The sequence below is a fragment of the Erythrobacter sp. EC-HK427 genome (assembly GCF_902498745.1).
GTDB lineage: Bacteria > Pseudomonadota > Alphaproteobacteria > Sphingomonadales > Sphingomonadaceae > Alteraurantiacibacter.
This window is the reverse complement of sequence record NZ_LR701479.1, coordinates 2,500,291-2,525,823: the sequence shown is the minus strand read 5'-3', so window position 1 is coordinate 2,525,823 and position 25,533 is coordinate 2,500,291. Positions and strand designations below refer to the sequence as shown.

Here is a 25,533-nt window from a genome sequence, read left to right as displayed (position 1 = left end):
TTTTCACCGCTGCAACGCGAATAAACAGGGGAAAGTCTGGTGCGTGCCTATTCGGCGACGTCGGCCAGCGGGTCGGCTTCGGCCGGAGCGGCCTCGGTCTCGGCGGTCGCCGGTGCCGGAGCGGCCTCTGGCCCCGCCGGAATGTCCGTTGCGCCGCTCGCGGTCGAGCGATCGAGCGTGCTTTCCAGCTCGCCGCCGCCCATCGCGCTCTGCGCCAGACCTGCGAGCACGATTGCCAGCACCACGAAGATCACCGCCGACCATTTGGTCGCACGGCTAAGGAAGTTTGCTGCCCCGCGCGCCGACATCACACCGCCCGGGCTACCGCCGCCGCCAATCCCCAACCCGCCGCCTTCGGAACGCTGCATCAGCACAAGGCCGACAAGCGTAGCGGCGACAAGCGCCTGGATGACGAGGAGGAAGTTGAACAGAGAAGCCATGGTTCGGTCAGTCAATCAGAAGGGGTAACAAATATGCCGCGCATTTAGGCGGTGCGGGCCATTCCCACAAGGGGCGAGTGCGCGGGTAATTGCGGGTGGATTACGCCTCGTCCCGCTCGGCAGCGGCGACGATAATGCCAAGGAAGCTCTCCGCCGTCAGGCTCGCCCCGCCGACAAGCGCGCCGCCGACATCGGGCGTCGTGAGAATTTCCGCCGCGTTTCCGGCATTCACCGAACCGCCGTAGAGGATGCGGATCGCCTCCCCCACTTCGCCATACAGCGCGACCAGCTTGGCCCGAATCGCGGCGTGCATGGCAGCGATATCGTCCGTGGTTGCGGTGTTGCCCGTGCCGATAGCCCAGACCGGTTCATAGGCCACGGTGATCCGTTCCGCAGCGCCATCGCTGTCGGGTAGCGAGCCCTTGAGCTGGCGCGTCACGACATCGACGTGCTTGCCCGCCGCGCGATCATCTTCGGTTTCGCCGACGCAGACGATCACACTCATGCCAGCGGCAATCGCGGCCTCGGCCTTGGCCTTCACCAGCGCATTGGTTTCTCCGTAGCCCGCGCGCCGCTCGCTATGGCCGACAATCGTGAAGCTCGCGCCAGCATCCTTGACCATGATGGCAGAGACATCGCCGGTGTGGGCACCGCCGTCCGCCGGGTGGCAGTCCTGCGCACCCACCGCGATCAGGCCCGCTTCCTTGTGGACCGCGTGAATCAGCGTGAAAGGCGGCGCCAGCGCCACTTCCACCTTGATGAGCCGCTCGGCCGCACGGTCTATCGCGCGCGCTTCGGAAAGCATCGAGCGCGTGCCATGCATCTTCCAATTGCCGACAATGAAAGGACGGGTTGTCATCAATAATCCTGTAATTTCCGCTGGGTGCCGAAACAAAACCCCAAGGGGTGCGGTGCCGCTGCGTTTCTCTCCGATGTCCGCTAATCGGGTGTAACAGGCTTGTCAAAGTGCCTTTCGCATTATTTTGCCGAGTGCGCGCAGCCTGTTGCGATAGGGTCGCAGGCCTTATATGGCGAGCGGCAATAACGGGCGGCGCCTGCGTTTCGCCCTGTCTATCATACCTTAGTCTTTCATGGCCTGTCGGGCACGTTCCGGATCAAAACCTTCCTATGATTTCCTTCTTTCGCAACTTCTTCCAGTCGAAAATCGGCATTGGTGTCACGCTGGGCTTTCTGGCCCTGATCGCGCTGGCCTTTGCCAGTTCGGATGTCGCCAATACGGGAATGTTCGGCGGTGTTGCCGGTGGAGACCGCGTGGCCGTGGTGGGCGAGCGGACGATTTCCACAGGCGATCTGAGCCAGAACGTCAGCAATGCTTTCGAGCAGGCGCGCGCGCAGAACCCCACCTTGTCGCTTGAAGCGTTTATTGAGCAAGGCGGCTTTGATGATGTGCTGGAACAGGTGCTCAGCCGCAACGCGCTGGCCGAGTTTGCCCAGCTGATGGGGCTGCGGGCAGGCAGCAATCTGGTCAATTCGGAGATTATCAGCGGCGGAGGCTTCACCGGGCTCGACGGCGAATTCGATGCCGAGGCCTTCCGCGCCATGCTGCGCCAGCGCGGCCTGACCGAGGCGACGGTGCGCGATGATTTGGCGCTCAGCCTGCTCGCGCGGCAGACGGTGGTGCCGATTTCCTATCAGGCGCGGATGCCGCTGGGGATGGCGCGCACCTATGCGCAGCTGCTCAACGAGACGCGCAGCGGTTCTGCCGCGGTGTTCCCCGCCAATCTGTTCGCGCCCGAAGGCGACCCCACCGATGCGCAGATTTCGGCCTTCTATGCGGAGAACCGCGCCAGCTACATCCGCCCTGAACGCCGCACCTTGCGCTATGCCGCTTTCGGCGCGGAGCAAGTCGCGGCAGACCTGCCGCCGGTAACCGCTGCGCAGATCGCCGCGCGGTATGAAGCGGACAGCGTGCTCTATCAGGCGAGCGAGCGCCGGAGCTTTACGCAGCTTGTGCTGCAAAGCGAAGCTGATGCGCGCGCCGTGCTGGAACAGGCCGAGGGCGGAATGAACCTGCAACAGATCGCGCAGCGCCGCGGCCTTGCCACCACATCGGTGGAAGATGTCGAGCAGGCGGATTTTGCCGCGACCGCCTCGCAGGCCGTGGCCAATGCCGCTTATGCAGCCGATCAGGGCGCGTTTGCCGGCCCCGTACAGGGTTCGCTGGGCTGGTATGTGCTGAGCGTCGATAATGTCACGCAAATCGCCGGGCGGTCACTGGCACAGGCGAGCGAGGAAATCCGCGAGACGCTGATGCAGGAACGCGTGCAGCAGGCGCTGGAGGACGTGTCCGAGCGGCTCGAAACCGAATTCGCGCGCGGCAAGACGCTGGAACAGGCTGCCGAGGAACTGGGGATCGAACTCAGCACAACCCCGCAATTGCTGGCTGACGGCCGTGTCTACGGCCAGCCCGCGCAGGCTCCGCAGCAGCTTGCCCGCGTCGTCAGCTTCGCGTTCGAAATCGACGAAGGGGACCCGGAAATCGCCGAACTGGTGCCAGGTGAGGCTTTCCTGATTTTCGACGTCGATTCGATTGTCCGCAGCGCCGCCCCGCCGATTGCCGAACTTCGTCCGCAATTGATCGAGGCGTGGCGCCGCGAACAGGGATTGGCGGCAGCGGGCGAAGCCGCGGCGCGCGTGCTGGCGCGGGTTGAAGGCGGGATGTCTTTGGCGCAGGCCGTGGCGGCGGAAGAAGTGGATGTGCCGGCTGTGCAGTCGATCAATCTCAACCGCCGCGAACTCGCCGAGCAGGAGCGGATCACCCGCGCCACCATCCTGTTCTTCTCGATGGCAGAAGGCACCACCGAACGCGTGGCCGTGCCCGAAGCGGGCAATTGGTATGTGGTGCAACTCGACAATATCGAAACGCCCGAGCTGGCGCTCGATAGCGAGGATGTGGCCAACACCGCCGCGCAATTGTCGCAGGTGATCGGCGACGAATATCTCCAGCAATTCATCAATGGCGCCGAACGCAGCGTTGCAATCGAACGCAATGATGCCGGTATCGATGCGGTCCGCACGGGCCTTATCAGCCGCTAGGGAGCAGGTTCGCTGAGCGCCGCTGTCCATCATCAGGCCGAGGCGCTTGCCGCGCTGGCGGAAGGGCGCAACACGCTCGTCTGGCGGCGCGTGGTCGCCGACACCGAAACGCCGGTGGGCGGCGCGCTCAAGCTGATTGTCGAAGGGCGCGGCGATTTCCTGCTCGAATCGGTCGAAGGCGGGGAGATTCGCGGGCGCTATTCCTTGCTTGGGATTGATCCCGATCTGCTGTTCCGTGCCGTGGGCGAACGCGCCGAGGTCAACCGGCAATGGCGGTATGACCGCGAAGCGTTCGAGCCGCTTCCTGCCGACGCGATGACCGAGCTGCGCGCGCTGGTGAATGCCTGCCGCATCGATGTGCCCGAAGGCCTGCCGCCCGCCCTCGCCTGCCTCGTCGGCTATTTCGGGTATGAGACCATCGGCCTCGTCGAAAAGCTCCCCCGCGCCCCGCAAAGCGAACTTGCGCTGCCCGATATGCTGTTTGCGCGGCCTGCGCTGGTGCTGGTGTTTGACCGGCTGACCGACGATCTGTTCCTGATCGCGCCGCTCTGGGCCGACGGCTCCGATGCGGCGGGCAAGGTGGCGCGCGCAGTCGAGCGGATTGACGAGGCCCTGCGACGGCTTGAGGAGCGCACCCCTGCCAGCCCGCGCCTTGCCGAACTGCCCGAAGCCGCGTTACAGCCGGTGATCGCCGAAGCGGATTACCGCGACATGGTGCTGCGCGCGAAGGACTACATCACGGCGGGCGACATCTTCCAAGTGGTGCTCGCCCAGCGTTTCACCTGCCCCTTCCCCTTGCCGCCGCTGGCGCTGTATCGGGCGCTGCGGCGGGTGAACCCCTCGCCCTTCCTCTATTTCCTCGACCTGCCTGGCTTTGCCGTGGTCGGCTCCTCGCCCGAAATCCTCGTGCGGGTGCGTGATGGTGAGGTGACGATCCGCCCTATCGCTGGAACCCGCCCGCGCGGCGCCACCGAGGCGGAGGACAAGGCGAACGAGGCGAGCCTGCTTGCCGACCCGAAGGAATGCGCCGAACATCTGATGCTGCTCGATCTCGGCCGCAATGATGTGGGCCGGGTGGCGGGCGCGGACAGCGTCGAAGTCACCGCCAGCTTCACCATCGAGCGCTACAGCCATGTGATGCACATCGTCAGCAATGTCGTCGGCCAGCTGGCGGGCGACAAGGACGCGCTCGATGCCCTCTTCGCCGGTTTCCCCGCCGGAACCGTCAGCGGTGCGCCCAAGGTGCGCGCTTGCGAAATTATCGCCCAGCTGGAGCCGGAGACGCGCGGAGCCTATGCCGGCGGCGTCGGCTATTTCGCGCCCGATGGCTCTGTCGATAGCTGCATCGTCTTGCGCACTGCCGTGGTGAAGGACGGGGTGATGCACGTACAGGCGGGCGCGGGCGTGGTGGCGGATAGCGACCCGGCGTCCGAAGCCGCAGAATGCCGCCACAAGGCAGGCGCTCTGATCGCCGCCGCGCGCGAAGCCTTGCGCATCGCCGGAGAGCCGGAGTTCGGGCAGTGATGCGCCGCGCGGCAGCGGCGGCGGTATGCACTCTCCCCCTCGCGGCCTGTGAGCTGCACTTTGAAGGCGAGGTGAGCGAAGAGCTGGCCTCCATCTGCGAGCCGGTGGTGTTCGAGGAAACGCCCTTCACCCACTGCACCGCCGATCCGGCGCGGCATACGGTCGGCACCGATCTCTCCCCGGAGGACAGCGATGCGCCCTATCGTTCGCTGCGGGTGTTCTCCTATGATGTGTTGGCGCAGGATGCCGCCTCGGTCGTTTTTGCGATGAATGGCGGGATGTTTGACGCGGAAGGCCAGCCCATCGGCTATTATGTGGAGGACGGGCTCCGCTTGACCGTGCTCAACCAGAACGAAGGCCCCGGCAATTTCCACCTGCTCCCCAATGGCGTGTTCTTCGGCGAAGCAGATGGCGGATGGCGCGTGCTTTCGGCCGAGCGCTTTGCCGACGAAGTCGAGAACCGCCCGTTTTTCGCCACCCAGTCTGGCCCCATGCTGGTGGTGGACGGCGCTCTGCACCCCGATATCGCGCCCGACGGCACCTCCTACAAGATCCGCAACGCCGTGGGTGTGGACGCCAGCGGCCGCGCGCATTTCGTCATCAGCGAGGCTCCGGTGAGCTTCGGCCGGCTCGCTCGCTACTACCGCGATGTGCTGCGCGTGGATAACGCACTTTTCCTTGACGGCAGTGTGTCGCAAATCTGGGACCCGGCCAACGACCGTCTCGACACCGGCCCCGAAATCGGCCCCTTGATTGTCGTGCGCAATCGGGCAGAGAGCGGCGAATGAGCGACATCCTCGTCATCGACAATTACGACAGCTTCACCTTCAACCTTGTGCATTACCTGATGCAGCTGGGCGCGAAAGTGGAAGTGGAGCGCAATGATGCGCTGACCGCCGCCGAAGCGGTGGCGCGCGGGGCGAAGGGCATTCTCATCTCGCCCGGCCCTTGCACGCCCAATGAGGCGGGGATCAGTCTCGATCTGGTGGCCGCCTGTGCGGATAGCGAAACCCCGCTGCTCGGCGTGTGTCTGGGGCACCAGTCGATCGGGCAGCATTTTGGTGGCCAAGTGGTGCGCGGCGGGTTGATGCACGGGAAGACCAGTCTGGTAACGCACGACGGCACCGGCGTGTTTGCGGGGCTGCCCTCGCCCTACACAGCCACGCGCTACCACTCGCTGATCGTCGAGGATATTCCCGACTGCCTGCTGGTCAACGCCACGGCAGAGACTCCTGGCATAGATGGAGAGGCCGTGATGGGTTTCCGCCATGCCGAGCTGCCCATTCACGGCGTGCAGTTCCACCCCGAAAGCATTGCGACCGAGCACGGCCACGCGCTGCTTGCCAATTTCCTTGCCATCTGCGGCCTGCCCGCCAAGGTGCCCGCATGAGCCGGATTCTGCCCCCCGTCGACACCCCGCTGGAAGAGGACGAAGCCGAGCGCGTCTTCGGCCTGATGCTCGATGGCGCGCCTTCGGAAGAGGAGATTGCGCAATATCTCACCGATCTGTCGGATCGCGGCGAGCGGGCTGGCGAGATCGCAGGGGCAGCGCGGGCCTTGCGTGCGCGGCTGCTGCCGATCGAGGCCCCCGAGAATGCCATCGATGTCTGCGGAACGGGGGGTGACGGGCATCACACGCTCAATGTCAGCACCGCGGTGAGCCTGGTGGTAGCGGCCTGCGGCGTGCCGGTCGCCAAGCACGGCAACCGCGCCGCGTCCAGCAAAGCGGGCGCTGCCGATACGCTGGAGGCGCTGGGGCTGGACATGGAAGCCGCCGGACGCACGGCGGAAAAGACGCTCGCCGACATCGGGATTTGCTTCCTGTTTGCGAAGAACCACCACCCGGCGATGGCGCGCATCCAGCCGATCCGGCAGAAATTGGGCCGCCGCACGATTTTCAATCTGATGGGGCCGCTCAGCAATCCCGCCAAAGTGCGCCGCCAGCTGATCGGCATTGCCCGCCCGGCCTATGTCCCGATCTATGCCGAAGCGATGGCGCGTCTGGGGACGGAACGGACATTTATCGTCTCGGGTGACGAAGGGCTGGATGAACTCAGCCTCGATGAAGGCAACGAACTGGCCGATGTGCAGGGCCGCGAAGTGCGGATGCGCCGCGTGGATGCCAGCGATGCGGGCCTGCGTCATGCGCCGGTGGAGGCCATACGCGGCGATGATGCGGCACATAATGCCAAGGCGCTGCAAGCCCTGCTGCTCGGCGCGCCCGGCCCCTATCGCGATGCTGTGCTGTTCAACGCGGCAGGCGCGCTGCTGGTGGCGGGCGAAGTGGAGAGCTGGCGCGACGGCGTGGAAGAAGCGGCAGAGGTCATCGACAAAGGTTTGGCCAAGCAATTGCTCGAATGCTGGATTGCGGCGGCGAGATAGTGGGGTTTCACACTAAGCCCACAAAGACACGAAGATGTTCCGCTGTGCCGCAGGCAGAAGTCCTCTAAAGCGTTTCGCGCAGAGGACGCAGAGTTCGCAAAGAACGCTAAAATGACCTCTGCGCACTCCGCGTTCTCTGCGCGAGCCGGAATAGGCTGCGGCTTCGCCGCGATTTCAGACCTCTTCGTGTCTTTGTGGTCTTCGTGTGAACCAAACAAGGCATGCCTATCGACACGGCCGGACCCCAAAGGCATAGGCTCATCGCGATGGATAAGCTCAAAGAAATCTGCGCCACCAAGCGCGAGGAAGTTGCGGCGCGCAAGGCGCTCAAACCGCTCGACGAATGCGACCGGATTGCCGCCAAGCAGACCCCGCCGCGCGGGTTCCGCAAGGCGCTTGAAGCGAAGGCGCAGTCCGGCTTCGGCCTGATTGCCGAGGTGAAGAAGGCCAGCCCCTCCAAAGGCCTGATCCGCGCTGATTTCCAGCCCCACCGCCACGCGATGGATTATGAAGCGGGCGGTGCTGCGTGCCTGTCCGTCCTCACCGATGCGCCCTATTTCCAAGGGCATGAGAGCTTTATGATGCAGGCCCGCGCGGCCACTAGCCTTCCGGTACTGCGCAAGGATTTCATGGTCGATCCGTGGCAGATCGCCGAAAGCCGGATGATCGGCGCGGATGCTATCCTCATCATTGTTGCTGCGCTCGAAGACGAACAGATGCGCGAAATCGAGGCAGCCGCGCTCGAACGCGGGATGGACGTGCTGATCGAAGTGCATGATGAGGAAGAGATGGAGCGCGCGGGCAAGCATCTGACCTCGCGGCTGATCGGGGTCAACAACCGAGATTTGCGCAGCTTCACCACCGATCTCGCCACCACGCAGCGCCTCGCCCCGCTGGCGCCCGAAGGCAGTCTGCTTGTCGGCGAAAGCGGGATCACCAGCCATGCCGATTGCCAGCTGCTCGCGCAGTCCGGGGTGCACTGCTTTCTGGTAGGGGAGAGCCTGATGCGGCAGGACGATGTGGTCGCCGCGACCCGGGCCTTGCTCGGCAACTAGATTTTACACTACCAGATTTTACACTACTAGATTTTACAAGGCGTTGCGCGCTGTCATACATTGGCAACGCGGCACAGCGATGCTAGTCCGGCTGCACGTTTCAGCTTATTTGGAAGGGGATTACCCATGGGAATTTTCAGCTCGATCAAAAACGCGATCTTCGGCGACGATGAAGAAGAGCAGGCCGCAGCCGCTGCGCCTGCCGCAACCACGCCTGCTGCCGCGCCCAAGGCGAGCGGCTTTGGCGCGGCCAAGGCTGCGCCCAAGAGCGAAGTCGATATTGCCGAAGTGCTCGATGCCAAGGACGGTTCGGACACGCTCAACTGGCGCACGTCGATCGTCGATCTGATGAAGCTGGTCGGCCTCGATCCCAGCTACGAAAACCGCAAGGAACTCGCCACCGAACTGGGCGATGCGGATTATTCGGGCAAGGCGGAAGAGAACATCTGGCTGCACAAGCAGGTGATGACCAAGCTGGCCGATGCCGGCGGCCGTATCCCTGCCGAGCTGCGCGACTGATATTCAGCTCCGATACTCGCTCTGTCCTACTGTTTGGGACTGTGGCACAAGACGGCGCATGATCTTTGCAAATGCGCCATCACCCTATGCAAACCGCCCTGCCCGCTCATTCCGCGCGGCAGGGCGGTTTTCTGTTTCAGGACTGTGTAACAGGTGTAACAGGTTCGCCCTTAACCTGCAGAAACTGGCGCGTTTGGCATGACCGGCCTGACGCATCTTGATGATACCGGCGCGGCGCGCATGGTGGATGTCGGGGCCAAGGCCGTGACGGCGCGGGTCGCGGTGGCGGAGGGGCATATCGCTATGTCGGCTGAGGCGCTTGCGGCGGTACGCGATGGCCGCGGGCCCAAGGGCGATGTGCTAGCAGCAGCGCGGATCGCGGGGATTATGGCGGCCAAGCGCACCGGCGAACTGATCCCGCTCTGCCACCCGCTGGCGCTCGACGCCGTGAATGTGGACTTCACCTTCGAACCTGATGGCGTCCGCGTGGAAGCGCGCGCGGCGCTGACGGGCAAGACGGGCGTCGAGATGGAAGCGATGACGGCGGTCTCGGTCGCGCTGCTGACGGTCTACGACATGGCGAAGGCGCTTGATAAGGGCATGGTGATCAGCGGGGTGCGCTTGCTCGCCAAGAGCGGCGGCAAAAGCGGGGACTGGCGCGCGGAGCCGTGAGGCGACGGTGTTTCTGCACCAAAATGGCGGTATCGCTTGACTTGACCGCCGGTGTTCCATATGTGTTCCGTGTTCGTTCCCAAAATGGAACATCGCGGTAAGGAACAGACCCATGCTGACTGCCAAGCAACACGAACTGCTGCTTTTCATCCATCGCCGCCTTGAGGATTCGGGCATTTCGCCGAGCTTCGAGGAAATGAAGGACGCGCTCGATCTGAAGAGCAAATCGGGCGTGCACCGCCTGATTTCCGCTCTGGAAGAACGCGGCTTCATCCGCCGCCTTGCCAATCGTGCCCGCGCGCTCGAAGTTGTCAAAATGCCGGAGAATGTCGGCAATGATGCGGTGGCGAAAGTAACCACGCCGCCCGCTGCTGCGCCGGTCGCGGCCAATGATGTGATCGAAATCCCGTTGCACGGCAAGATTGCCGCCGGTGTTCCGATAGAAGCACTGGAAGGCAGCCAGACTCTGCCCGTCCCCGCGGCGCTGCTGGGCGCGGGCGAGCATTACGCGCTCGAAGTATCGGGCGACTCGATGATCGAGGCAGGCATTTTTGACGGGGATTTTGCCCTCGTGAAGAAGGTCAGCACCGCCCGCGATGGCGATATCGTGGTGGCACTCGTCAATGGCGAGGAAGCGACGCTGAAATATCTCTACCATGATGACGGCAAGATCCGCCTCGATCCGGCCAATGCCTCCTACGACCCGCAGATTTATGCCGATAGCCAGGTCGAAGTTCAGGGCAAGCTGGCGGGCCTGCTGCGGCGTTATCACTGACCGTTTGCGCGTCGGGTGGCGGGCCTAGTCCTGCCGCCCGCGCCACCATCCGTGCTCGCCTTCGCTCTGGGCCACGGTTCGCATATGCGCTTCGCCCGTGCCGCTGAGGACGAGCGCGATGCCGCCGCTCTGCTCCAGCATCCGGCGGTCGGCCTTGAGCACGCGCGGTTGGCAGCTGCGCGGGAGCCAACGGTCGGTAATCACGATGTCGCTGCGCTCGCAGGCGGCTGCGAGAGCGCGCTCCTCGACGATATCTTCGCTGCGGCTCATCAGCAGATGCCATTCGCGGCCCTCGCGTTCAAGCGTGAGCGCGCAGAAATCCCGGCTGCATTCGGCCCCGTGCCATTGCTCCATGGGAACCGGATCGCCTTCTACACCCGCCAATTCGAGGAGATTATCGCGCGTAAACTCGCTGCGGGTATCGCGTAGCACCAGCAGCCGATCATCCTCTCCGGTGATCCCGACATGGCGACCGTCGGAGGAGATTAGCACATCGGGAATGGGCGTAAGATAGAGCCACAGGCTCGCTAGAGCCGCCGGGATGAAGCCGAAGAGCCGCGCCCTTCCCCTCCATAGGGCGAGCCAAAGTCCGCCCGCCGCAAACAGCAGCACGGTCGGCAGCGTCATTTGCGGGATGAGCTTCACCGCGCCCGGTTGATCTGCGGTAAAATGCGCAATCCCCACCAGCAGATTGAGCGATTGGCCCGCCAGCCACCAGAACGGCGCGCCCAGCCCGACCACGTCAAACAGCAGCGCAATCGCGATAAGCGGCATGGAAATGAAGGTCACCAGCGGAATGGCGATCACATTGGCCAGCGCGCCATAAACCCCCGCACGGTGGAAGTGGAATAGGACGGTCGGCATCAGCGCGATCTCGATTACCAACCCCGTCACCAGCAGCATCGCGGTATTGCGGCCAAGGCGCGCCAGCCAGCTCTCCTCGCGCGTTTTCAGGAAGGCGCGAACCGGTGCCGAACTGTGCAGGGCAACAATCGCGATCACCGCGCTGAAGCTCATCTGGAAGCTCGGCCCGACAAGGCTCTCCGGCCACACCAGCAGCACCGCTACGCCCGCGACAGCGATCATGCGCAGGGACAAAGGCTCGCGGCCCAAAGCCAGCGCGATGAGCACGAGCAAGGCAGCGATGCAGCTGCGCACGGTCGGCACCTCGGCTCCCGTCAAAAGTGTATATCCAATGCCCGCCAGCGCCGCGACGCCCGCCGCCAGCACCGGCAGCCGCACGCGCAGCACCAGCCAGGGCCACAGCGCCAGCAACTTGATCGCGAGCAGATAGGCGGCCCCGATAAGTGCGCTTACGTGCAATCCGCTGATCGAGAGCAGATGGGTCAGCCCCGAATCGCGCATCGCATCCTCGTCCGCGACGCTGATCCCGCCCCGGTCGCCGCTGGCAAAGGCCGCCGCGATGCTGCCCGCCGAGCCATCGAGCTGTGTGCGGACATGGGCCGACAGGCGGCGTTGCAGCGAAGGGATCAGCGCCTCGCTCGCCGGAGCGGGTTCGATGATCGTGATCTCGCCGGTCACGCTGCCGGCCGCCGCCAGCCCCTGAAACCATGCGGCGCGGGCAAAGTTGTAGCCGCCCGGCAACATGGGGGCAGCTGGCGGCATGAGCCGCGCTTGCGCCCGGATAATTGCCCCTTCGGTCAGGTCGGGCGATGCAGTTTCGAGCGGCACATTGACCCGCACTTTCGCCGCCTCGCCATCCTCGGGGGAGCGGATGGCGAGCACGAGGCGCACCCTGTCTTGCGCGGGTTGCTCGATCCGGTCGAGAATGCGGCCTTCGATTTCGGCGAACACCGGGCGCTCGAAAGCCTCGGATCCCACCAGTTCGGAGCGCGCCCAGATCAGGCTGGTGCCCAGCGCAAACACGATCCCGCAGGCGGCCAGAGCGGTGGTCAGGTGCACCCTGTCCTCGCGGCCCTTCCAGCGTGCCAAAGCGCCAAGCGCAAGGATCAGTCCGCCAGCAATCGCGCCCACCCATTGCGCCGCGCTTGGCAGGATGAACCAGGCGGCAATTCCCGCAGCGAGAACAACCGCCAGCCAGGGCCCGCGATCAAAGCCCGCTTGCCCGAGAAATTGCTCGGCAGTGTCAGCGATACTGGACAAAGAGACACGGCTGCGCCAAGGCGTCTGCTGCAACGCAGCATCAAGATCGTCGTCCCCCAGCGGAACCAAAGGCGGCTGCCGCGATGCCATGCAGGGTAATGGACAGGAATCGCAGCATTATGGCAAGCTCTGATAGCAATCACGCTGACGCACAGCGTCCGGTGGTGACGCGCTTTGCGCCCAGCCCCACCGGTTTTCTGCATATCGGAAATGCCCGCACCGGCCTGTTTTCCTGGCTTTATGCCCGCCATTTCGGTGGCAAGGCGCTGCTGCGGATCGAAGATACCGACAAGGCGCGCAGCACGCAGGAAGCGATCGACGTAATCCTCGAAGGGCTCGCCTGGCTCGGCCTCGATTTCGATGGCGAGACGGTTTACCAAAGTGAGCGTGCCGGGCGCCATGCCGAGGTTGCGCAGAAACTTCTTGATGCCGGCAAGGCGTATAAGTGCTTTGCAACGCCGGAGGAGCTTACCGAAATGCGCGAGGCGCAGCGTGCGGCAAAGCAGCCGATGCGCTATGACGGTCGCTGGCGCGACCGTGATCCCGCCGAAGCGCCCGCAGGCGCGCCCTTCACCATCCGTATCAAGACGCCAGAAGTCGGCGAAACGGTGATCGAGGATGCGGTGCAGGGCCGCGTGAAGGTGGACAACCGCGAGATCGATGATTTCATCCTGCTGCGGGCCGATGGCTCGCCGACCTATATGCTCGCCGTGGTGGTCGACGATATGGACATGGGCTGCACCCACATCATCCGCGGCGATGACCATCTCAACAACGCTTTCCGCCAGTTGCAGGTGATCCGCGCGATGCAGGGGATCGAGGATGGCTGGGAAGAGCCGGTCTATGCGCATATCCCGCTGATTCACGGCAATGACGGTGCCAAGCTCTCCAAGCGGCACGGCGCGCTGGGCGTGCGCGATTATCGCGACATGGGCATTCTGCCCGAAACCATGTTCAATTACCTGTTGCGGCTTGGCTGGGGCCATGGCGATCAGGAAGAGTTTTCGATGGAAGAGGCGATTGCCCTCTTCGATATCACAGCCGTTGGCAAAGGGCCGAGCCGCTTCGACATGAAGAAGCTTCTGAGCATGAACGGCAATTATATCCGCGCCGCCGACGATGCGCGGCTCGCGGCGATTGCGGCAGAGATACTGGGTGAAAAGGCGGATGTCGCGCTGCTGACGCAGGCGATGCCGGTGCTCAAAACCCGTGCGCGCGACATGAACGAGCTGGCCGATGGCGCGGCCTTCCTGTTCAAGACCTTGCCCTTTGCGATGGACGAGCAGGCTGCTGCGCTGCTGGACGATGAAGCGCGTATCAGACTTTCCGCTATCTTGGCCCGGTTGCAGGGTGAAACGTACTGGACAATCGAGGCGCTGGAGGCCAATCTGAAAGTCTATGCGGAGGAGCTGGGGCTCGGCCTCGGCAAACTTGCGCAGCCGCTTCGCGCGGCGCTGACAGGGCAGACAACCTCGCCCGGAATTTTCGATGTGCTGGTTCTCCTTGGACGGGAGGAAAGCCTCGCGCGGATCGCCGCGCAGGCAGCGGCCTGAAGGGGTCGATCAGCGGGACTGGTATTTGAAGGAGATGTTCATTGGCTGACAAGCAGGCAGACCTGAGCGTGGGTGGCGAAACCTACAGCTTCCCGACCTTAGAAGGCAGCGTGGGGCCCGATGTTATCGATATCCGCAAGCTCTACGGGGATACCGGCAAGTTCACGTTCGATCCGGGCTACAAATCGACCGCCAGCTGCGAAAGCGCGCTGACCTATATCGATGGCGATGAAGGCGTGCTGCTGCATCGCGGCTATCCCATCGGGCAACTGGCCGAGAATTCTAGCTTCATGGAAGTCAGCTATCTCCTGCTCAACGGGGAATTGCCGAGCAAGGAAGAGCTCGACGATTTCACCTATACGATCAGCCGCCACACCATGCTGCACGAGCAGCTTGCCACCTTCTATCGCGGTTTCCGCCGCGATGCGCACCCGATGGCGATTATGTGCGGCGTCGTTGGCGCGCTGTCGGCGTTCTACCATGACAGCACCGACATTTCCGACCCTGAACACCGCACGATCAGCTCGCACCGCCTGATTGCCAAAATGCCGACGATTGCGGCGATGGCGTATAAATACGCGGTGGGGCAGCCCTTCATGCAGCCGCGCAACGATCTGAGCTATACCGGCAATTTCCTGCGCATGACCTTCGGCGTTCCGGCTGAAGAGTATGTGGTGGTTCCCGAAGTCGAAAAGGCGCTGGACCGGATTTTCATCCTCCATGCCGATCACGAACAGAACGCTTCGACTTCGACCGTCCGTCTCGCCGGTTCGTCGGGCGCGAACCCCTTTGCCTGTATCTCTGCCGGTATTGCCTGCCTGTGGGGCCCTGCGCATGGCGGGGCGAACGAGGCGGCGCTCAATATGCTCCGCGAAATCGGCACGCCGGACAGGATTCCGCACTATATCGAGCGCGCCAAGGACAAGAACGACCCGTTCCGCCTGATGGGCTTCGGCCACCGCGTGTACAAGAATTACGATCCACGCGCCGCCGTGATGCAGAAGACCGTGCGCGAAGTGTTCGATGCGCTGAAGGTGAAAGACCCGGTGTTCGAAACCGCGCTGCAACTGGAAGAGATTGCGCTGAACGATCCCTATTTCCAGGAAAAGAAGCTGTTCCCGAATGTGGACTTCTATTCGGGCATCATCCTTTCGGCCATCGGCTTCCCGACAACCATGTTCACCGTTCTCTTCGCGCTCGCCCGCACCGTAGGCTGGGTGGCGCAGTGGAACGAGATGATTTCCGATCCCGGCCAGGTCATCGGTCGCCCGCGCCAGCTCTACACCGGCCCGACGCAGCGCGATTACGTGCCGGTGGAGCAGCGTTAAGGCACTCTCTCAACAATGCGAAGGAAAGCCCCGCTTCGGCGGGGTTTTCTATACCGAAAGGTCGGCAGGCAGTTCCAGCGTGAAGCGGGCGCCCTGCCCCTTCGCGCTTTCGACCGTGAGCGAACCGCCCATGGCTTCGGCAAGGCGGCGCGAGATATACAGGCCGAGGCCCGAACCGCCGTCGCCCTGACGGCCAAGCCGCTCGAATTTAGTGAAGACACGCGCTTGCTGGTCTTCATCCAAGCCCTCGCCCTGATCGGCGACGATGATGCGCGCCCGCTCGCCATCCCGCTCGACACGGATCCACACTTGCCCGCCTTCGGGCGAATAGCGGATGGCGTTGCCGACCAGATTGAGCAGCACTTGCAGCGTGCGGCGAAACTCGCCGATGGCGGGCGCGCTTTCGCCCAGTCTCGGCTCGTCGATGGTGATCCCGCGTTCCTTGGCGCGCACGCCCAGAATGCCCGCGGCGCGGCGGCCGACATCGGCAAGGTCGATGTGATCGGGCGCAGGCGCGAAATCCTCGTCCTCGACCATTTCCAGCGTGGTGAGATCGTCGATCAGCGCCAGCAAATGTTCTCCGGCAGAGGCGATGTCGGCGGCATAATTGCTGTATTCATCCGCCAGCGGCCCGGCCAGCTGCGTGCGGATCGTCTCGGCATTGGCGATGATCCGGCTGACCGGTTGGCGCAGCACGGGCGCAATCTCGCGCCCGATGCCCGCCGAACGGTCAGGCCGACGCGACGGCTTGGGCGGCGCTTCGGTCAGCGGCCGGTCGGGCACAAGGTAGAGATCGAAGCCGACGGGCTGCGCCTCGCTCCGGCCCAGAGGCACCAGCTGTACGGCCCATTGGCGTTCCGAACCGGGCACAACAATGCGGGTGCCATCGAGCAAGCGCCACTGTGCCGGAGCCGCCAGCGTCGGGTTTTCGGGCCGCGCCAGCTCGCTCCAGAGATGGCCGACGGCCTGCATCATGGCCTCGCCCAGCGTGTCCATGTCGCGCGCCGTCCAATCGACGGTGAGGATGCGCTGTTGCTCGTCTAACCGCGCGGTGAGCCCGGAGAGGTGCTTGACCAGTGCCAGGCGTCCGCGATTGTCTTCCGCCAGCGAAGGCTCGGGGAGATCTTCAGCCTGCCAGGTGCTGATATTGATAACGGTGCCCATCCGGCCCGGAGTTACTTCTGCCCAAGCGGAAATCTGTTCGAAGGTGTCCTGCGCGCGGATGGCGCGGGACACCTTCTTGCCACTCGCCCGCGCCTTGCGCACCAGTTCGAGCAAGGCCGGGGTGACAATCGGCCCCGGCAATTCGCCGCCCGCGCGCAGATGGAAGCTCGCCAGCGGCTCCTCCGCCTCGATCAACCGGTCATCGGCATCGGTGCGCGCGCGCGCGGACTGGATGTGGGCGCTTGCCATTAGGTTAGCTCACCCGTTCCAGCAACGCTGCGGAATCGGCCAGCGCGGCGGAAGCGCGGTCTGCCCGCAGCGTATCGAAGCCTTCAGGCAAGGTTATATCCGGATGCAGGAACAAGAACTGTTCTTCTACCTGCGCTGCCGAAAGCCCCGCCGCGCGCAAGGTCAGCGCCAGCCGCGCGCATTGGTTTTCGGACAGCGAGAGGACCGCGACTTCGCGCGATTGCTCGCCCGCCATTTCCAGCGCGGTGACGAACATTGAAACGCCCGCGTGATCGACGCTGAGCGCGCGGTGCGCCTTGTCTGCCAGTTGGTGGATAAGGCCAGTCAACCGGGTGATGCGCGAATTGCTCTCTGCGTGTTCTTCGCGCAGGGCGGTCAGCGTATGGCCGACCCGGGGAAACTCGGCGACAAGAGCGGCCTCGCAATGCGCGCACACGGTTTCAAACACACCGGCGGGCAGTTCGCCCAGCGGCAGTTCCATGCGCCGCTGCTGCTGCATAAAGCGCGCCTGCGCCGAAAGCGCCCGCATGGCCTCCCGCGCCTCGCCACCTTCGGGCGAAGCGACTAGCTCCTGCAACAGCGGCGACAGCACGGCATCGATCCCGCTGCGAATGCTCAGCCGTTCGGCGGTCAGCGCTTCCACGGCGAGCGCATGGGCGAAGCCAATCACCGGCGCGCTTTCCATCAGACCGGCGGCCAGCGCGTTCTGCCGCTCATCGGCAAAGCTGCCGCGATCCGTAATGCCGTCGCTCTTTGCGAGGGCGAACAGCACCTGGCGTGCCAGATGCGTCACCATCCCGCGCACCTTGGCGATGACTTCATCGTTGAACAGATCGAGGTCTGCATGGGCGAGCAAATGCCGCAGGATCGGGCGTGTCGTCGCGAGCGAGATATCGCCCTGCGCCAGCTCATCGCGCAAGCTGCTTTCGACGCTTTCGGCCAAGGTTGCGGAGGGAGTTTCGGCGCTCATACCCGAGTGTTACTCCAACAGCGTTAATGGCAGGTTATTCGCTGGGCTTGCGCTCGGGAAAAAGCAGCACCGCTAGGCAAAGCGCCGCGACGGCCATGAAAGCAATTTCAGGAGAGGTCACGACGGACATCACGCCAAGCGCCAGCGCGATGATGGCGCGGTCACGCAAGGGTTCCTCGGCAGCGCGGGTCGGACGGCGATCGAGCAGCAGCAGCGCAGCGCCCAGCACGAGGGCGGGAAACGCGCCGCGATACCACAGCCCGTCAATCGCCAGCACGCCCACCGCGAGTATCGCCGCATCAACGCTATGGCGCAGGAAGTGCCACTTGCCCCGCTTTGCAAATGGAGCGCCGGCCAAATGGCCGAGTGCGAGATACATCTCCAGCAAGGGCACGGCGAGCGCGAGCAGGCCGAAGGCCGCCGCCGGGACACCGGAGAAGAGCGTGACGGCGATGCTGCCCGCCAGCAAGGCCAGCGCGGTGCCTCCAATGGCCAGCCCCGACCAGCTTCGCGCCAGCAATTGCGCTCCGGCCCGCGCCACTGCCTTGCTTCCAAGCCAGCGTGAGGGCGCATGGGCTGGTACCACCCCGAGGTGGACGCTGAGCCAGCGTTTCTCGTGCGATGCGGCGGCCTCGGCGCCCCGAATGATCGTCCAGCTTGCAGAATCGAGAATATCATCGCCCAACCGCGCCTCGGGCAGGCGCTTTTGCAGGCAAATGCGCAGCAGCGCGGCGTGCGGGGCGGCATCCTCGGGCAAGCGGGTGAGCAGATCGAGCCAGCTTCCCGGCATCGTCAAAACACCTGCCCAGGCGCGATCGAGGTCGATCCTTTCGAACCCCGCCGCCGTTCCCGGGCCGGAGGAAATCACCAGCATCCGGTCGCCCTCAGCGCGCAAGAGGTCGAGCGCCTGCACCGCTTCGGGCAGCAGATCGGGCTGGATGACCAGCAGGCTGTCTCCGCTGCCGATGGCGCCAGGCAAGGCGTGGGCGTTGGTGATGACCTGAAACCGCAATCCCGCGCCCTCGGCGGCGTAGCGCAAGGCGATAGCGTCCCCCGACGCGCCGCCGCCATGCGCGATCACCGCGGTGCAGCCAAGCTCGCGCGCAAACAGCAATTGCCGCTCGGCAAGCGACTGCCCTGCAATCGAAGGCTGTTCGGCCTCGCCCGGCATTGGCAGGCTGATAAGCGCAGTGCGCATTCCGGGGTTTGGCTCCGCTGTCTCTGGTGAAGCCCCAATCTAGGGCGGCGGAGGCGATGTGAAAAGCGCGGCGGCCTAGTCGGCGGCGGAAAACCGCAAGTGCAGCTCGCGCAATTTACGCAGGACAGCGGGATCACCCGGAGCGCCGTCGATTGCTTCCTGCGCCAGCCGTGCAAGCTCGCCCGCATGAAAGCTCGCGCCAAGCCCCTTCAGGCGATGCGCGGCGACGTCCCAGTTCCCGTCACAGCGGGCGCGGCTGAGCAGCGTGATTTGCGCCTCCAGGCTTTCGAGGAAGCTGGCGCGCAGCTCCGCGATGAGGGCCATATCGTCCCCCGCAGCGGCGGTCAGCGCCAGTTCGAAATCACCCTGTTCGTAAGCCATGGCCAGCCAATGCACGACAATGCGTTAAGACGGGGTTTCAGATAGTTTACGATCTGGTAAGCATAATCCATGAAAAGCCGCCGCAGCCTTACCGCTTCCGAACCGTCGATGGACGATGTTGCGCCTAGCTTCGGGCAGGAAGAGGGCTTTGCGGGGCACGAGGATGATGGCGCGGCGCCAGTCTTTGTGGAACCCGAAGAACCTTCGGATTTCTGGGAGGAAGAGCCTCCGGCAAAGCCGCGCTGGACGTGGGTGACGCCCACCCTCGCGGTCGCGGCTCTGTTGGGCTGGACAGGGTTTTTCGGGTGGGCGAACCAGCAAGAGATGCTTGCCGGAGCGACCCCGCAGCAATGGACGCAGTGGATTTCCAGCTGGGCAATTCCTGCAATCTTCATTCTGGCCGTGTGGATGCTGATCCAGCGCAACAACCGGCGCGAGGCGAACCGTTTTACCGATGCCGCGCGGCTGCTTTCGCACGAATCACGCGCGCTTGAAGAGCGGCTGACCACTGTGAACCGCGAACTCAGCATCGCCCGCGATTTCATCGCCGCGCAGTCGCGCGATCTGGAATCGCTAGGGCGCAGCGCAGCGGAACGGTTGAATGACAGCGCCGAATATCTGCAAAGCCTGGTGCAAGACAATGCGGCGCAGGTTGAGACGATTGGCACGGTTAGCCAAACGGCCGTTGCGAATATGGAGAACCTGCGCGCCAATCTACCAGTGCTGGGAAATGCCGCGCGCGACCTCAGCAGCCAGATCGGCAATGCCGGGCAGGTCGCGCATTCGCAGGTGGAAAGCCTGATCGCAGGGTTCGACCGGCTCAACCAGTTCGGCGAAGCGGGTGAGCGGCACGTTACCAATATCAACGAACGGGTATCGAGCACGCTCGCCGCTTTTGACGCGCAGGTGACAGCCTTGGGCGAGACCACGCAGGCGCGGTTTGGCAGGCTGCGCGAGATCAGCGAATCCTTCCGCACAGATATGATCGAGACCGAGGACTCGGCGCTCGAATCGCTGCGCGTGCGGGCGGAGGAACTGCAGACGCTTCTATCGCAAAGGGCCGAAGAACAACGCACGAGCGAGGAAGCCGCTCTGTCCAATTTGCAAGCGCGCCTCGCCGAATTGTCCGATCAGGGCGCAGGCTTGATCGCGACGCTGGCTGATGGGCGGGATGCCGCCGCCACCGAATGGCAGGAAGCCATCGAAGCACTCGAAACGCGGGTGCAAGAGGCGATTGCGCGCATCGCGGATGTCGATCAGGCCGCTATGGACAACGCGCGGCGTCGCCTCGCGGTTCTCACCGAAGAAGCAGGCCGTGCAGACCAGCAGATCGCGCAAAGTCTCGCCTCCTTCGATGCGCAAATGGACCGCCGGCGTGACATAAGCGCGGCGCGGCAGGCGGAAGAGCTGGCCGAGCTCGACGAGCGGCTTGCGGTGTTCGACACATTGTTGGCTGAACGGCGCGAGGGATATGAAGCCGCGCTGTCTGCCATTGCCCAACGCAGCGAGGGCCTGCTGTCCCGCTTGTCGACCGTCGAAGCCGATCTCGCCGCACTGCGACAGGCGGGCGAGGATGCGGATGCGCAACTGGGCGGCGCTGCCGAGCAATTCGCTGCGCGGCTCGCCACTGCACGTGAGGCGCTGGATACCAATAGCACGCGCATCGCCCAGCTCACCAATGATGGCGTCCGCCTGCTCGAAATCATCCGCGCGAGTGCCGAACATTCGGAAGGCACGCTGAGCAACGCGGTGAGCCTTGCCGAGACCCGGCTCACCAGTTTCGCAGCGGAAGCGGAGCGGCTTAGCGGGCTTATCGCCGATGCCGAGGCGGGCGGCGAACGTCTCATGGCCCATATCGCAGATGTGCGGGGAAGCGGAACCGCTTCGCTCAACCAACTGGCCACGATGGAAAGCCGGATCGCCAGCGTTTTGGCCAATGCAGAGGAATTGGCCAAAACCACCCGCGACGAGCTGCAATCGGCCATCGCAACCCTGTCTGACGCCTCCGAAAATGCGCTGACGCAGTTGCGCGCCTCGCAGGGTGAAGTGGTGGACGAGATCGCCAACAGCATTGCCAGCGAAAGCCGAGTGAAGATCGCCTCGGCCATCCGCAGCGATGCGGTGGAAGTGATTGCGGAACTCGAAGCCGCCGTGGCGCAGTCTTCACAGCGCGGTCAGCAGACGACCAAGGCGCTGCGTGACCAGCTGGCGCTGCTCAACGACTTGGCGGGCAATCTGGAACAGCGCATCACCTATGCCCGTGAACGGGCGGAAGAGCGCGTCGACAGCGATTTCAGCCGCCGCGTCGCGCTGATTACCGAATCGCTCAATTCCTCCGCCATCGACATCGCCAAGGCGTTCGACAACGAAGTGTCCGATACCCAATGGGCGAATTACCTGAAGGGCGATCGTGGGATCTTCACACGCCGCGCGGTGCGGCTGCTCGACCGCGGAGAATCCCGTGCCGTCGCCGAGGTCTACGAAGAAGACAGCGAGTTCCGCGAAACCGTGAACCGCTTCATCCATGATTTCGAAGCCATGCTGCGCGAAGTGCTCGCCACACGCGACGGCAACGCGCTCGCGGTCACTCTGCTCTCCAGCGATACGGGCAAGCTCTACGTCGCGCTTGCCCAGGCTATCGAGCGGCTGCGCAATTAGCGGTTGCCGCTGTCGTAAGCGGGCGGCTCCGGGAAGATATTGATATCGTCCACCGTCACCCACCCCTGATGGAAATTGGCGACAAACAAAGCGCACAGGATTGCCGCCACGATGGTGGCGCGCTTCACCACTTTCCACGGGCGGAAATTGACCGGTGCGCTGTCCGCTTGCCCCGGCACCTTGGCCTCGCCCGCTTCGTCCGCTGTCTTCAACCCGAAAGGCAGCAGCACGAAAGCCGACATCACCCAGATGAGGGCATAGATTGCGATGATGGACGTCCACTGCATGGCGCGGCTTCCTGATTACAATCCGGGCGCAATGACACGGGTTTGCGGCTTTTTGCCACACCATCTTTCGGCTGCCCGCCGCGCGGCAAGGCGCGCCGCTTCCTTGATCGCCTCAGGCTCGTCGCGCCGCCCTTTGCGTAGCTTCATCAGCGCGTCGACGACATCCGCCTGCGCTTCGGCGATAAAGGCTGCGTAGTCCTCATCGAGCGGCAGACCCAAGCCTTCGATGGTCACACCGCCCTGCCCGTCCAGCACAACGATCAGCACGCCCGAATGCGCAAGCCGCCGCCGCATCGCCACCGCTTCGCCATTGGCGGGCACGATGATATCGCCATCGAGCACCAGCCTGCCGGTCGGCACGCGCGCAATGGTCGCAGGCGCGCCGGGGGCAAGGCGCACGATATCGCCGTTCTTCTGGAAGTGGTTGTGCGGAATGCCGCTCGCCCGGCCAAGGCGGGTCTGTTCCTGCATATGCCGGATCTCGCCATGTACCGGCACGAGGATATCCGGACGCAGCCAGCCATACAGCGCTTCAAGCTCCGGTCGCCCCGGATGGCCTGAAACGTGGATTTCGCTCTGCCTGTCGGTCACCATCACCACGCCGCGTTCGGCGAGCATATTCTGCACCCGCCCGATGGCGAGTTCATTGCCGGGGATGACGCGGCTTGAGAAAAGCACGACATCGCCCTTGTCGAGCGCGAGCGGATGCGTTTCCTCGGCAATCCGGCTCAGCGCGGCACGCGGCTCGCCCTGTCCGCCGGTGGCAAGGATCAGCACTTCGCCGGGCAGCAGCGCCATCGCGGTTTCGAAATCAACCGGCTCGGAAAGGTCGCGCAGATAGCCATTCGCTTGCGACACCGCGATAATCCGGTCGAGCGAGCGCCCCGCGACGCACAGTTTGCGCCCCGTCTCCTGCGCCACCATCCCCAGCGTCTGCAGCCGCGCGACATTGGAAGCAAAAGTCGTCACCAGCACGCGCTTGCCGCGATGCTTGCGCACTTCCTCCAGCATCCCGCGATAAACCGCGCCTTCGCTGCCCGACGGCGCGGGGTTGAAGACATTGGTGGAATCGCAGACGAGCGCCAGCACGCCCTCGTCGCCGATTTCGACCAGTTCTTCTTCGGTCGTGGGCTCGCCGATGATCGGCTCTTCGTCCAGTTTCCAGTCACCCGTATGGAAAACGCGGCCATAGGGCGTTTCGATCAGCAGCGCATTGCCCTCGGCAATCGAGTGGGCGAGCGGCAGATAGGTAATCTCGAACGGGCCGAGCACGATGCTGCCGTGATCCTCCGCGATCTCGATCAGCTCGACCGCATCGAGCAATTGCGCTTCTTCCAGCTTGCGGCGGATCAGATCGGCGGTGAAGGGTGTGGCATACATCGGCACGCCAAGATCGGCCGCGAAGTACGGAATGGCGCCGATATGGTCTTCATGGCCATGCGTCAGCACAATACCGAGCAGATCGTCCGCCCGCTCCTCAATAAATTCGGGATCGGCGAACATCAGTTCGGTGCCGGGATACTCGTTCGCCCCGAAGCTCATGCCCAGATCGACCATCAGCCATTTGCCCTGACAGCCATAGAGATTGACGTTCATGCCAATCTCGCCAGAACCCCCAAGGGCAAGAAACAGCAGTTCATCCTGCGGTGTAAAATCGTTTTTCATTATGCTCCGGAAGCGTTTTCGACTCTGGCGGCAAGGATTTGCAGGCCGCGAATGGTCAGATCGGCGTCAATCACGTCGAATATGTCGGTCTTCTCGTCGAACAATATGGCGAGCCCGCCGGTCGCTACAACCTTAACCGGCCGGCCGATTTGCGCCTTCATCCGCTCGATCAGTCCTTCCATCAGCGCGACATAGCCCCAGAAGACGCCGATCAACATCTGGTCTTCGGTATTACGTCCGATAACGCTGGTGGTTTCCGGCGCGCGGATGGCGATGCGCGGCAGTTTGGCAGTGTTGCCTACCAGCGCGTCGAGTGAAAGATTGATGCCCGGCGCGATAATGCCGCCCTTATAGGCGCCGTTGTAATCCACCGCTTCAAACTTGGTCGCGGTGCCGAAATCGACCACGATCATATCGCCGCCCACCAGCTTATGCGCTGCTATGCAGTTGAGCGCGCGGTCCGCGCCCAGCGTGTGCGGCTGCTCGACATCGATCTCAAAATCCCACGCCGCCGCGCCCTGCCCTGCGAAAAGCGGGGTGATGCCGAAGTATTTCTGCGCCAGCACCGTCAGGTTATGCTCTGCCCGCGGGACGACCGAGCCGTAGATTATGCGAGTGATCGCGGCGCGGTCGATACCTTCGATGGCGAGCAATTGCAGCAGCCACACCGCGTATTCGTCCCCCGTGCGCCGGGGGTCGGTGGCGATCCGCCAGCGCGCGCGTATCTCCGTCCCGTCGAAAACGGCGAAGACGACATTGGTGTTTCCGACATCGGCTGCGAGCAGCATCGTCACGTCTCCAAAATTACATCGCCAGCGTGGATGATCCGCTCTGTGCCATCATCGAGGAGAAGCCATAAGGCACCATTGGTCTCGTCGAGTCCAGCAAAGGCTCCGGTTACCACTTCTCCCGCGCCGATATTGACGCTCGTGCGCGCGCCCGCTTGGTGGATCGAGTTCCAAAGAAAGCCCGATAGGGTCGCGGACAGACCCATGTTCATCCCCTGTTCGCGCCAACGCCAATTGTCGAGACGTTGACGGAGGGTTTCTGTAAGCGATGCGGCGAAAGCGTCCCGTTCGATCTTGGCACCGGCTTGGTGAAGGGGCGCGGTTGGCCTGTCCGGAAGGTCAGGCGCAGTCGCAAGATTGACCCCGATCCCGACGACCACGGCATTTCCCACCCGTTCTAGCAGAATCCCTGCGACCTTCCCGCCATTGAGAAAAACGTCGTTCGGCCATTTGAGGTGCAAACGGTTTTGCGCCGTGACAAGCGGCGCGATGGTTGCGAAAACGGACAGAGCGGCCACAAAAGAGAGCGTTGCTGGCGGTGGATCGTCGTCGCGCAAATGGACGATGGTCGATCCGATAAAATTGCCCTCCCCGCCCTGCCAGCTGCGGCCCTGCCGTCCCCTCCCCGCAGTCTGGCGGTTGGCGACGAGCCAGTAGCCTTCGGGAAGATCGTCGCCCTTGGCCAGTCGCGCGGACAGATCGGCGTTGGTGCTGCCGGTTTCGTCTACGATCTCGATCAAGAAG

Annotated in this window: 23 protein-coding genes; 12 read left to right on the top strand and 11 right to left on the bottom strand. The window is 63.8% G+C overall.

Features of this window, described 5'->3' with window-relative positions:
• Positions 1-47 precede the first annotated feature (47 nt).
• Both secG and tpiA read right to left on the bottom strand, forming a co-directional pair.
• Positions 48-440, bottom strand: a complete 393-nt coding sequence (secG, locus tag GC121_RS12415) for a preprotein translocase subunit SecG (RefSeq protein ID WP_370513752.1) — start codon at positions 438-440, stop codon at positions 48-50.
• A 100-nt stretch (positions 441-540) separates the two neighbouring features.
• Positions 541-1,299: a triose-phosphate isomerase gene (tpiA, locus tag GC121_RS12410; protein WP_151974802.1), complete on the bottom strand. Its 759-nt coding sequence runs from the start codon at positions 1,297-1,299 to the stop codon at positions 541-543.
• A gap of 269 nt (positions 1,300-1,568) precedes the next feature.
• On the opposite strand from tpiA, the gene GC121_RS12405 reads away from it, so the two are divergent.
• The 9 genes from GC121_RS12405 (at position 1,569) to lexA (ending at position 10,424) form a co-directional block, all read left to right on the top strand.
• Positions 1,569-3,497, top strand: a complete 1,929-nt coding sequence (locus GC121_RS12405) for a peptidylprolyl isomerase (RefSeq protein WP_151974800.1) — start codon at positions 1,569-1,571, stop codon at positions 3,495-3,497.
• Between the two features lie 12 nt (positions 3,498-3,509).
• Entirely contained in the window at positions 3,510-5,021 is a 1,512-nt protein-coding gene (trpE, locus tag GC121_RS12400; protein ID WP_151974798.1) for an anthranilate synthase component I, read from the top strand.
• Positions 5,021-5,809, top strand: coding sequence for a phosphodiester glycosidase family protein (locus GC121_RS12395; RefSeq protein WP_151974796.1), 789 nt, complete (start codon positions 5,021-5,023; stop codon positions 5,807-5,809). Before trpE ends, GC121_RS12395 begins: the two co-directional genes overlap by 1 nt.
• Entirely contained in the window at positions 5,806-6,411 is a 606-nt protein-coding gene (locus tag GC121_RS12390) for an aminodeoxychorismate/anthranilate synthase component II (protein WP_151974794.1), read from the top strand. Before GC121_RS12395 ends, GC121_RS12390 begins: the two co-directional genes overlap by 4 nt.
• Entirely contained in the window at positions 6,408-7,403 is a 996-nt protein-coding gene (gene trpD, locus GC121_RS12385; protein WP_151974792.1) for an anthranilate phosphoribosyltransferase, read from the top strand. Before GC121_RS12390 ends, trpD begins: the two co-directional genes overlap by 4 nt.
• A 266-nt stretch (positions 7,404-7,669) precedes the next feature.
• A complete protein-coding gene (trpC, locus tag GC121_RS12380; RefSeq protein ID WP_151974790.1) occupies positions 7,670-8,458 on the top strand; it encodes an indole-3-glycerol phosphate synthase TrpC in 789 nt (262 codons plus the stop codon).
• A gap of 126 nt (positions 8,459-8,584) precedes the next feature.
• Positions 8,585-8,977 carry a DUF3597 domain-containing protein gene (locus tag GC121_RS12375; RefSeq protein WP_151974788.1) on the top strand — a complete coding sequence of 131 codons (393 nt, stop codon included), beginning with the start codon at positions 8,585-8,587 and terminating at the stop codon, positions 8,975-8,977.
• Positions 8,978-9,175: 198 nt separating this feature from the next.
• Positions 9,176-9,649 carry a cyclic pyranopterin monophosphate synthase MoaC gene (moaC, locus tag GC121_RS12370; protein ID WP_151974786.1) on the top strand — a complete coding sequence of 158 codons (474 nt, stop codon included), beginning with the start codon at positions 9,176-9,178 and terminating at the stop codon, positions 9,647-9,649.
• A 112-nt stretch (positions 9,650-9,761) separates the two neighbouring features.
• On the top strand, positions 9,762-10,424 hold the full coding sequence (lexA, locus tag GC121_RS12365) for a transcriptional repressor LexA (protein WP_151974784.1): 663 nt from the start codon (positions 9,762-9,764) through the stop codon (positions 10,422-10,424).
• A 24-nt stretch (positions 10,425-10,448) separates the two neighbouring features.
• Here the strand turns inward: lexA and GC121_RS12360 are convergent, their stop codons facing one another.
• Positions 10,449-12,638, bottom strand: a complete 2,190-nt coding sequence (locus GC121_RS12360; protein ID WP_151974782.1) for a ComEC/Rec2 family competence protein — start codon at positions 12,636-12,638, stop codon at positions 10,449-10,451.
• A gap of 29 nt (positions 12,639-12,667) precedes the next feature.
• Here GC121_RS12360 and gltX point away from each other — a divergent pair, with 29 nt between their 5' ends.
• Both gltX and GC121_RS12350 read left to right on the top strand, forming a co-directional pair.
• Positions 12,668-14,101: a glutamate--tRNA ligase gene (gltX, locus tag GC121_RS12355; RefSeq protein WP_151974780.1), complete on the top strand. Its 1,434-nt coding sequence runs from the start codon at positions 12,668-12,670 to the stop codon at positions 14,099-14,101.
• Positions 14,102-14,142: 41 nt separating this feature from the next.
• On the top strand, positions 14,143-15,429 hold the full coding sequence (locus GC121_RS12350) for a citrate synthase (protein ID WP_151974778.1): 1,287 nt from the start codon (positions 14,143-14,145) through the stop codon (positions 15,427-15,429).
• Between the two features lie 48 nt (positions 15,430-15,477).
• On the opposite strand, the gene GC121_RS12345 is transcribed toward GC121_RS12350, so the two are convergent.
• The 4 genes from GC121_RS12345 to GC121_RS12330 all read right to left on the bottom strand — a co-directional run bounded on the left by GC121_RS12345 (position 15,478) and on the right by GC121_RS12330 (position 19,391).
• Entirely contained in the window at positions 15,478-16,842 is a 1,365-nt protein-coding gene (locus tag GC121_RS12345; protein WP_151974776.1) for a sensor histidine kinase KdpD, read from the bottom strand.
• Positions 16,843-16,846: 4 nt separating this feature from the next.
• Positions 16,847-17,812, bottom strand: coding sequence for a hypothetical protein (locus GC121_RS12340; protein ID WP_151974774.1), 966 nt, complete (start codon positions 17,810-17,812; stop codon positions 16,847-16,849).
• Positions 17,813-17,846: 34 nt separating this feature from the next.
• On the bottom strand, positions 17,847-19,010 hold the full coding sequence (locus GC121_RS12335) for a hypothetical protein (protein WP_151974772.1): 1,164 nt from the start codon (positions 19,008-19,010) through the stop codon (positions 17,847-17,849).
• Positions 19,011-19,085: 75 nt separating this feature from the next.
• A complete protein-coding gene (locus GC121_RS12330; protein WP_151974770.1) occupies positions 19,086-19,391 on the bottom strand; it encodes an Hpt domain-containing protein in 306 nt (101 codons plus the stop codon).
• A gap of 69 nt (positions 19,392-19,460) precedes the next feature.
• Here GC121_RS12330 and GC121_RS12325 point away from each other — a divergent pair, with 69 nt between their 5' ends.
• Positions 19,461-22,049, top strand: a complete 2,589-nt coding sequence (locus tag GC121_RS12325) for an ATPase (RefSeq protein ID WP_151974768.1) — start codon at positions 19,461-19,463, stop codon at positions 22,047-22,049.
• Here the strand turns inward: GC121_RS12325 and GC121_RS12320 are convergent.
• The 4 genes from GC121_RS12320 to GC121_RS12305 are packed head-to-tail and all read right to left on the bottom strand — an operon-like array spanning position 22,046 to position 25,529.
• The gene (locus tag GC121_RS12320; RefSeq protein WP_151974766.1) at positions 22,046-22,336 is read right to left on the bottom strand and encodes a DUF1467 family protein; all 291 of its coding nucleotides are present in this window, start codon (positions 22,334-22,336) and stop codon (positions 22,046-22,048) included. The two genes, GC121_RS12325 and GC121_RS12320, sit on opposite strands and share 4 nt — an antisense overlap.
• Before the next feature lie 15 nt (positions 22,337-22,351).
• Positions 22,352-24,001 (bottom strand): ribonuclease J, encoded by a 1,650-nt coding sequence (locus tag GC121_RS12315; protein WP_151974764.1) that lies wholly within the window; start codon positions 23,999-24,001, stop codon positions 22,352-22,354.
• On the bottom strand, positions 24,001-24,789 hold the full coding sequence (locus GC121_RS12310; protein WP_151974762.1) for a type III pantothenate kinase: 789 nt from the start codon (positions 24,787-24,789) through the stop codon (positions 24,001-24,003). Before GC121_RS12310 ends, GC121_RS12315 begins: the two co-directional genes overlap by 1 nt.
• Before the next feature lie 2 nt (positions 24,790-24,791).
• A complete protein-coding gene (locus GC121_RS12305) occupies positions 24,792-25,529 on the bottom strand; it encodes a biotin--[acetyl-CoA-carboxylase] ligase (protein ID WP_151974760.1) in 738 nt (245 codons plus the stop codon).
• Positions 25,530-25,533 lie beyond the last annotated feature (4 nt).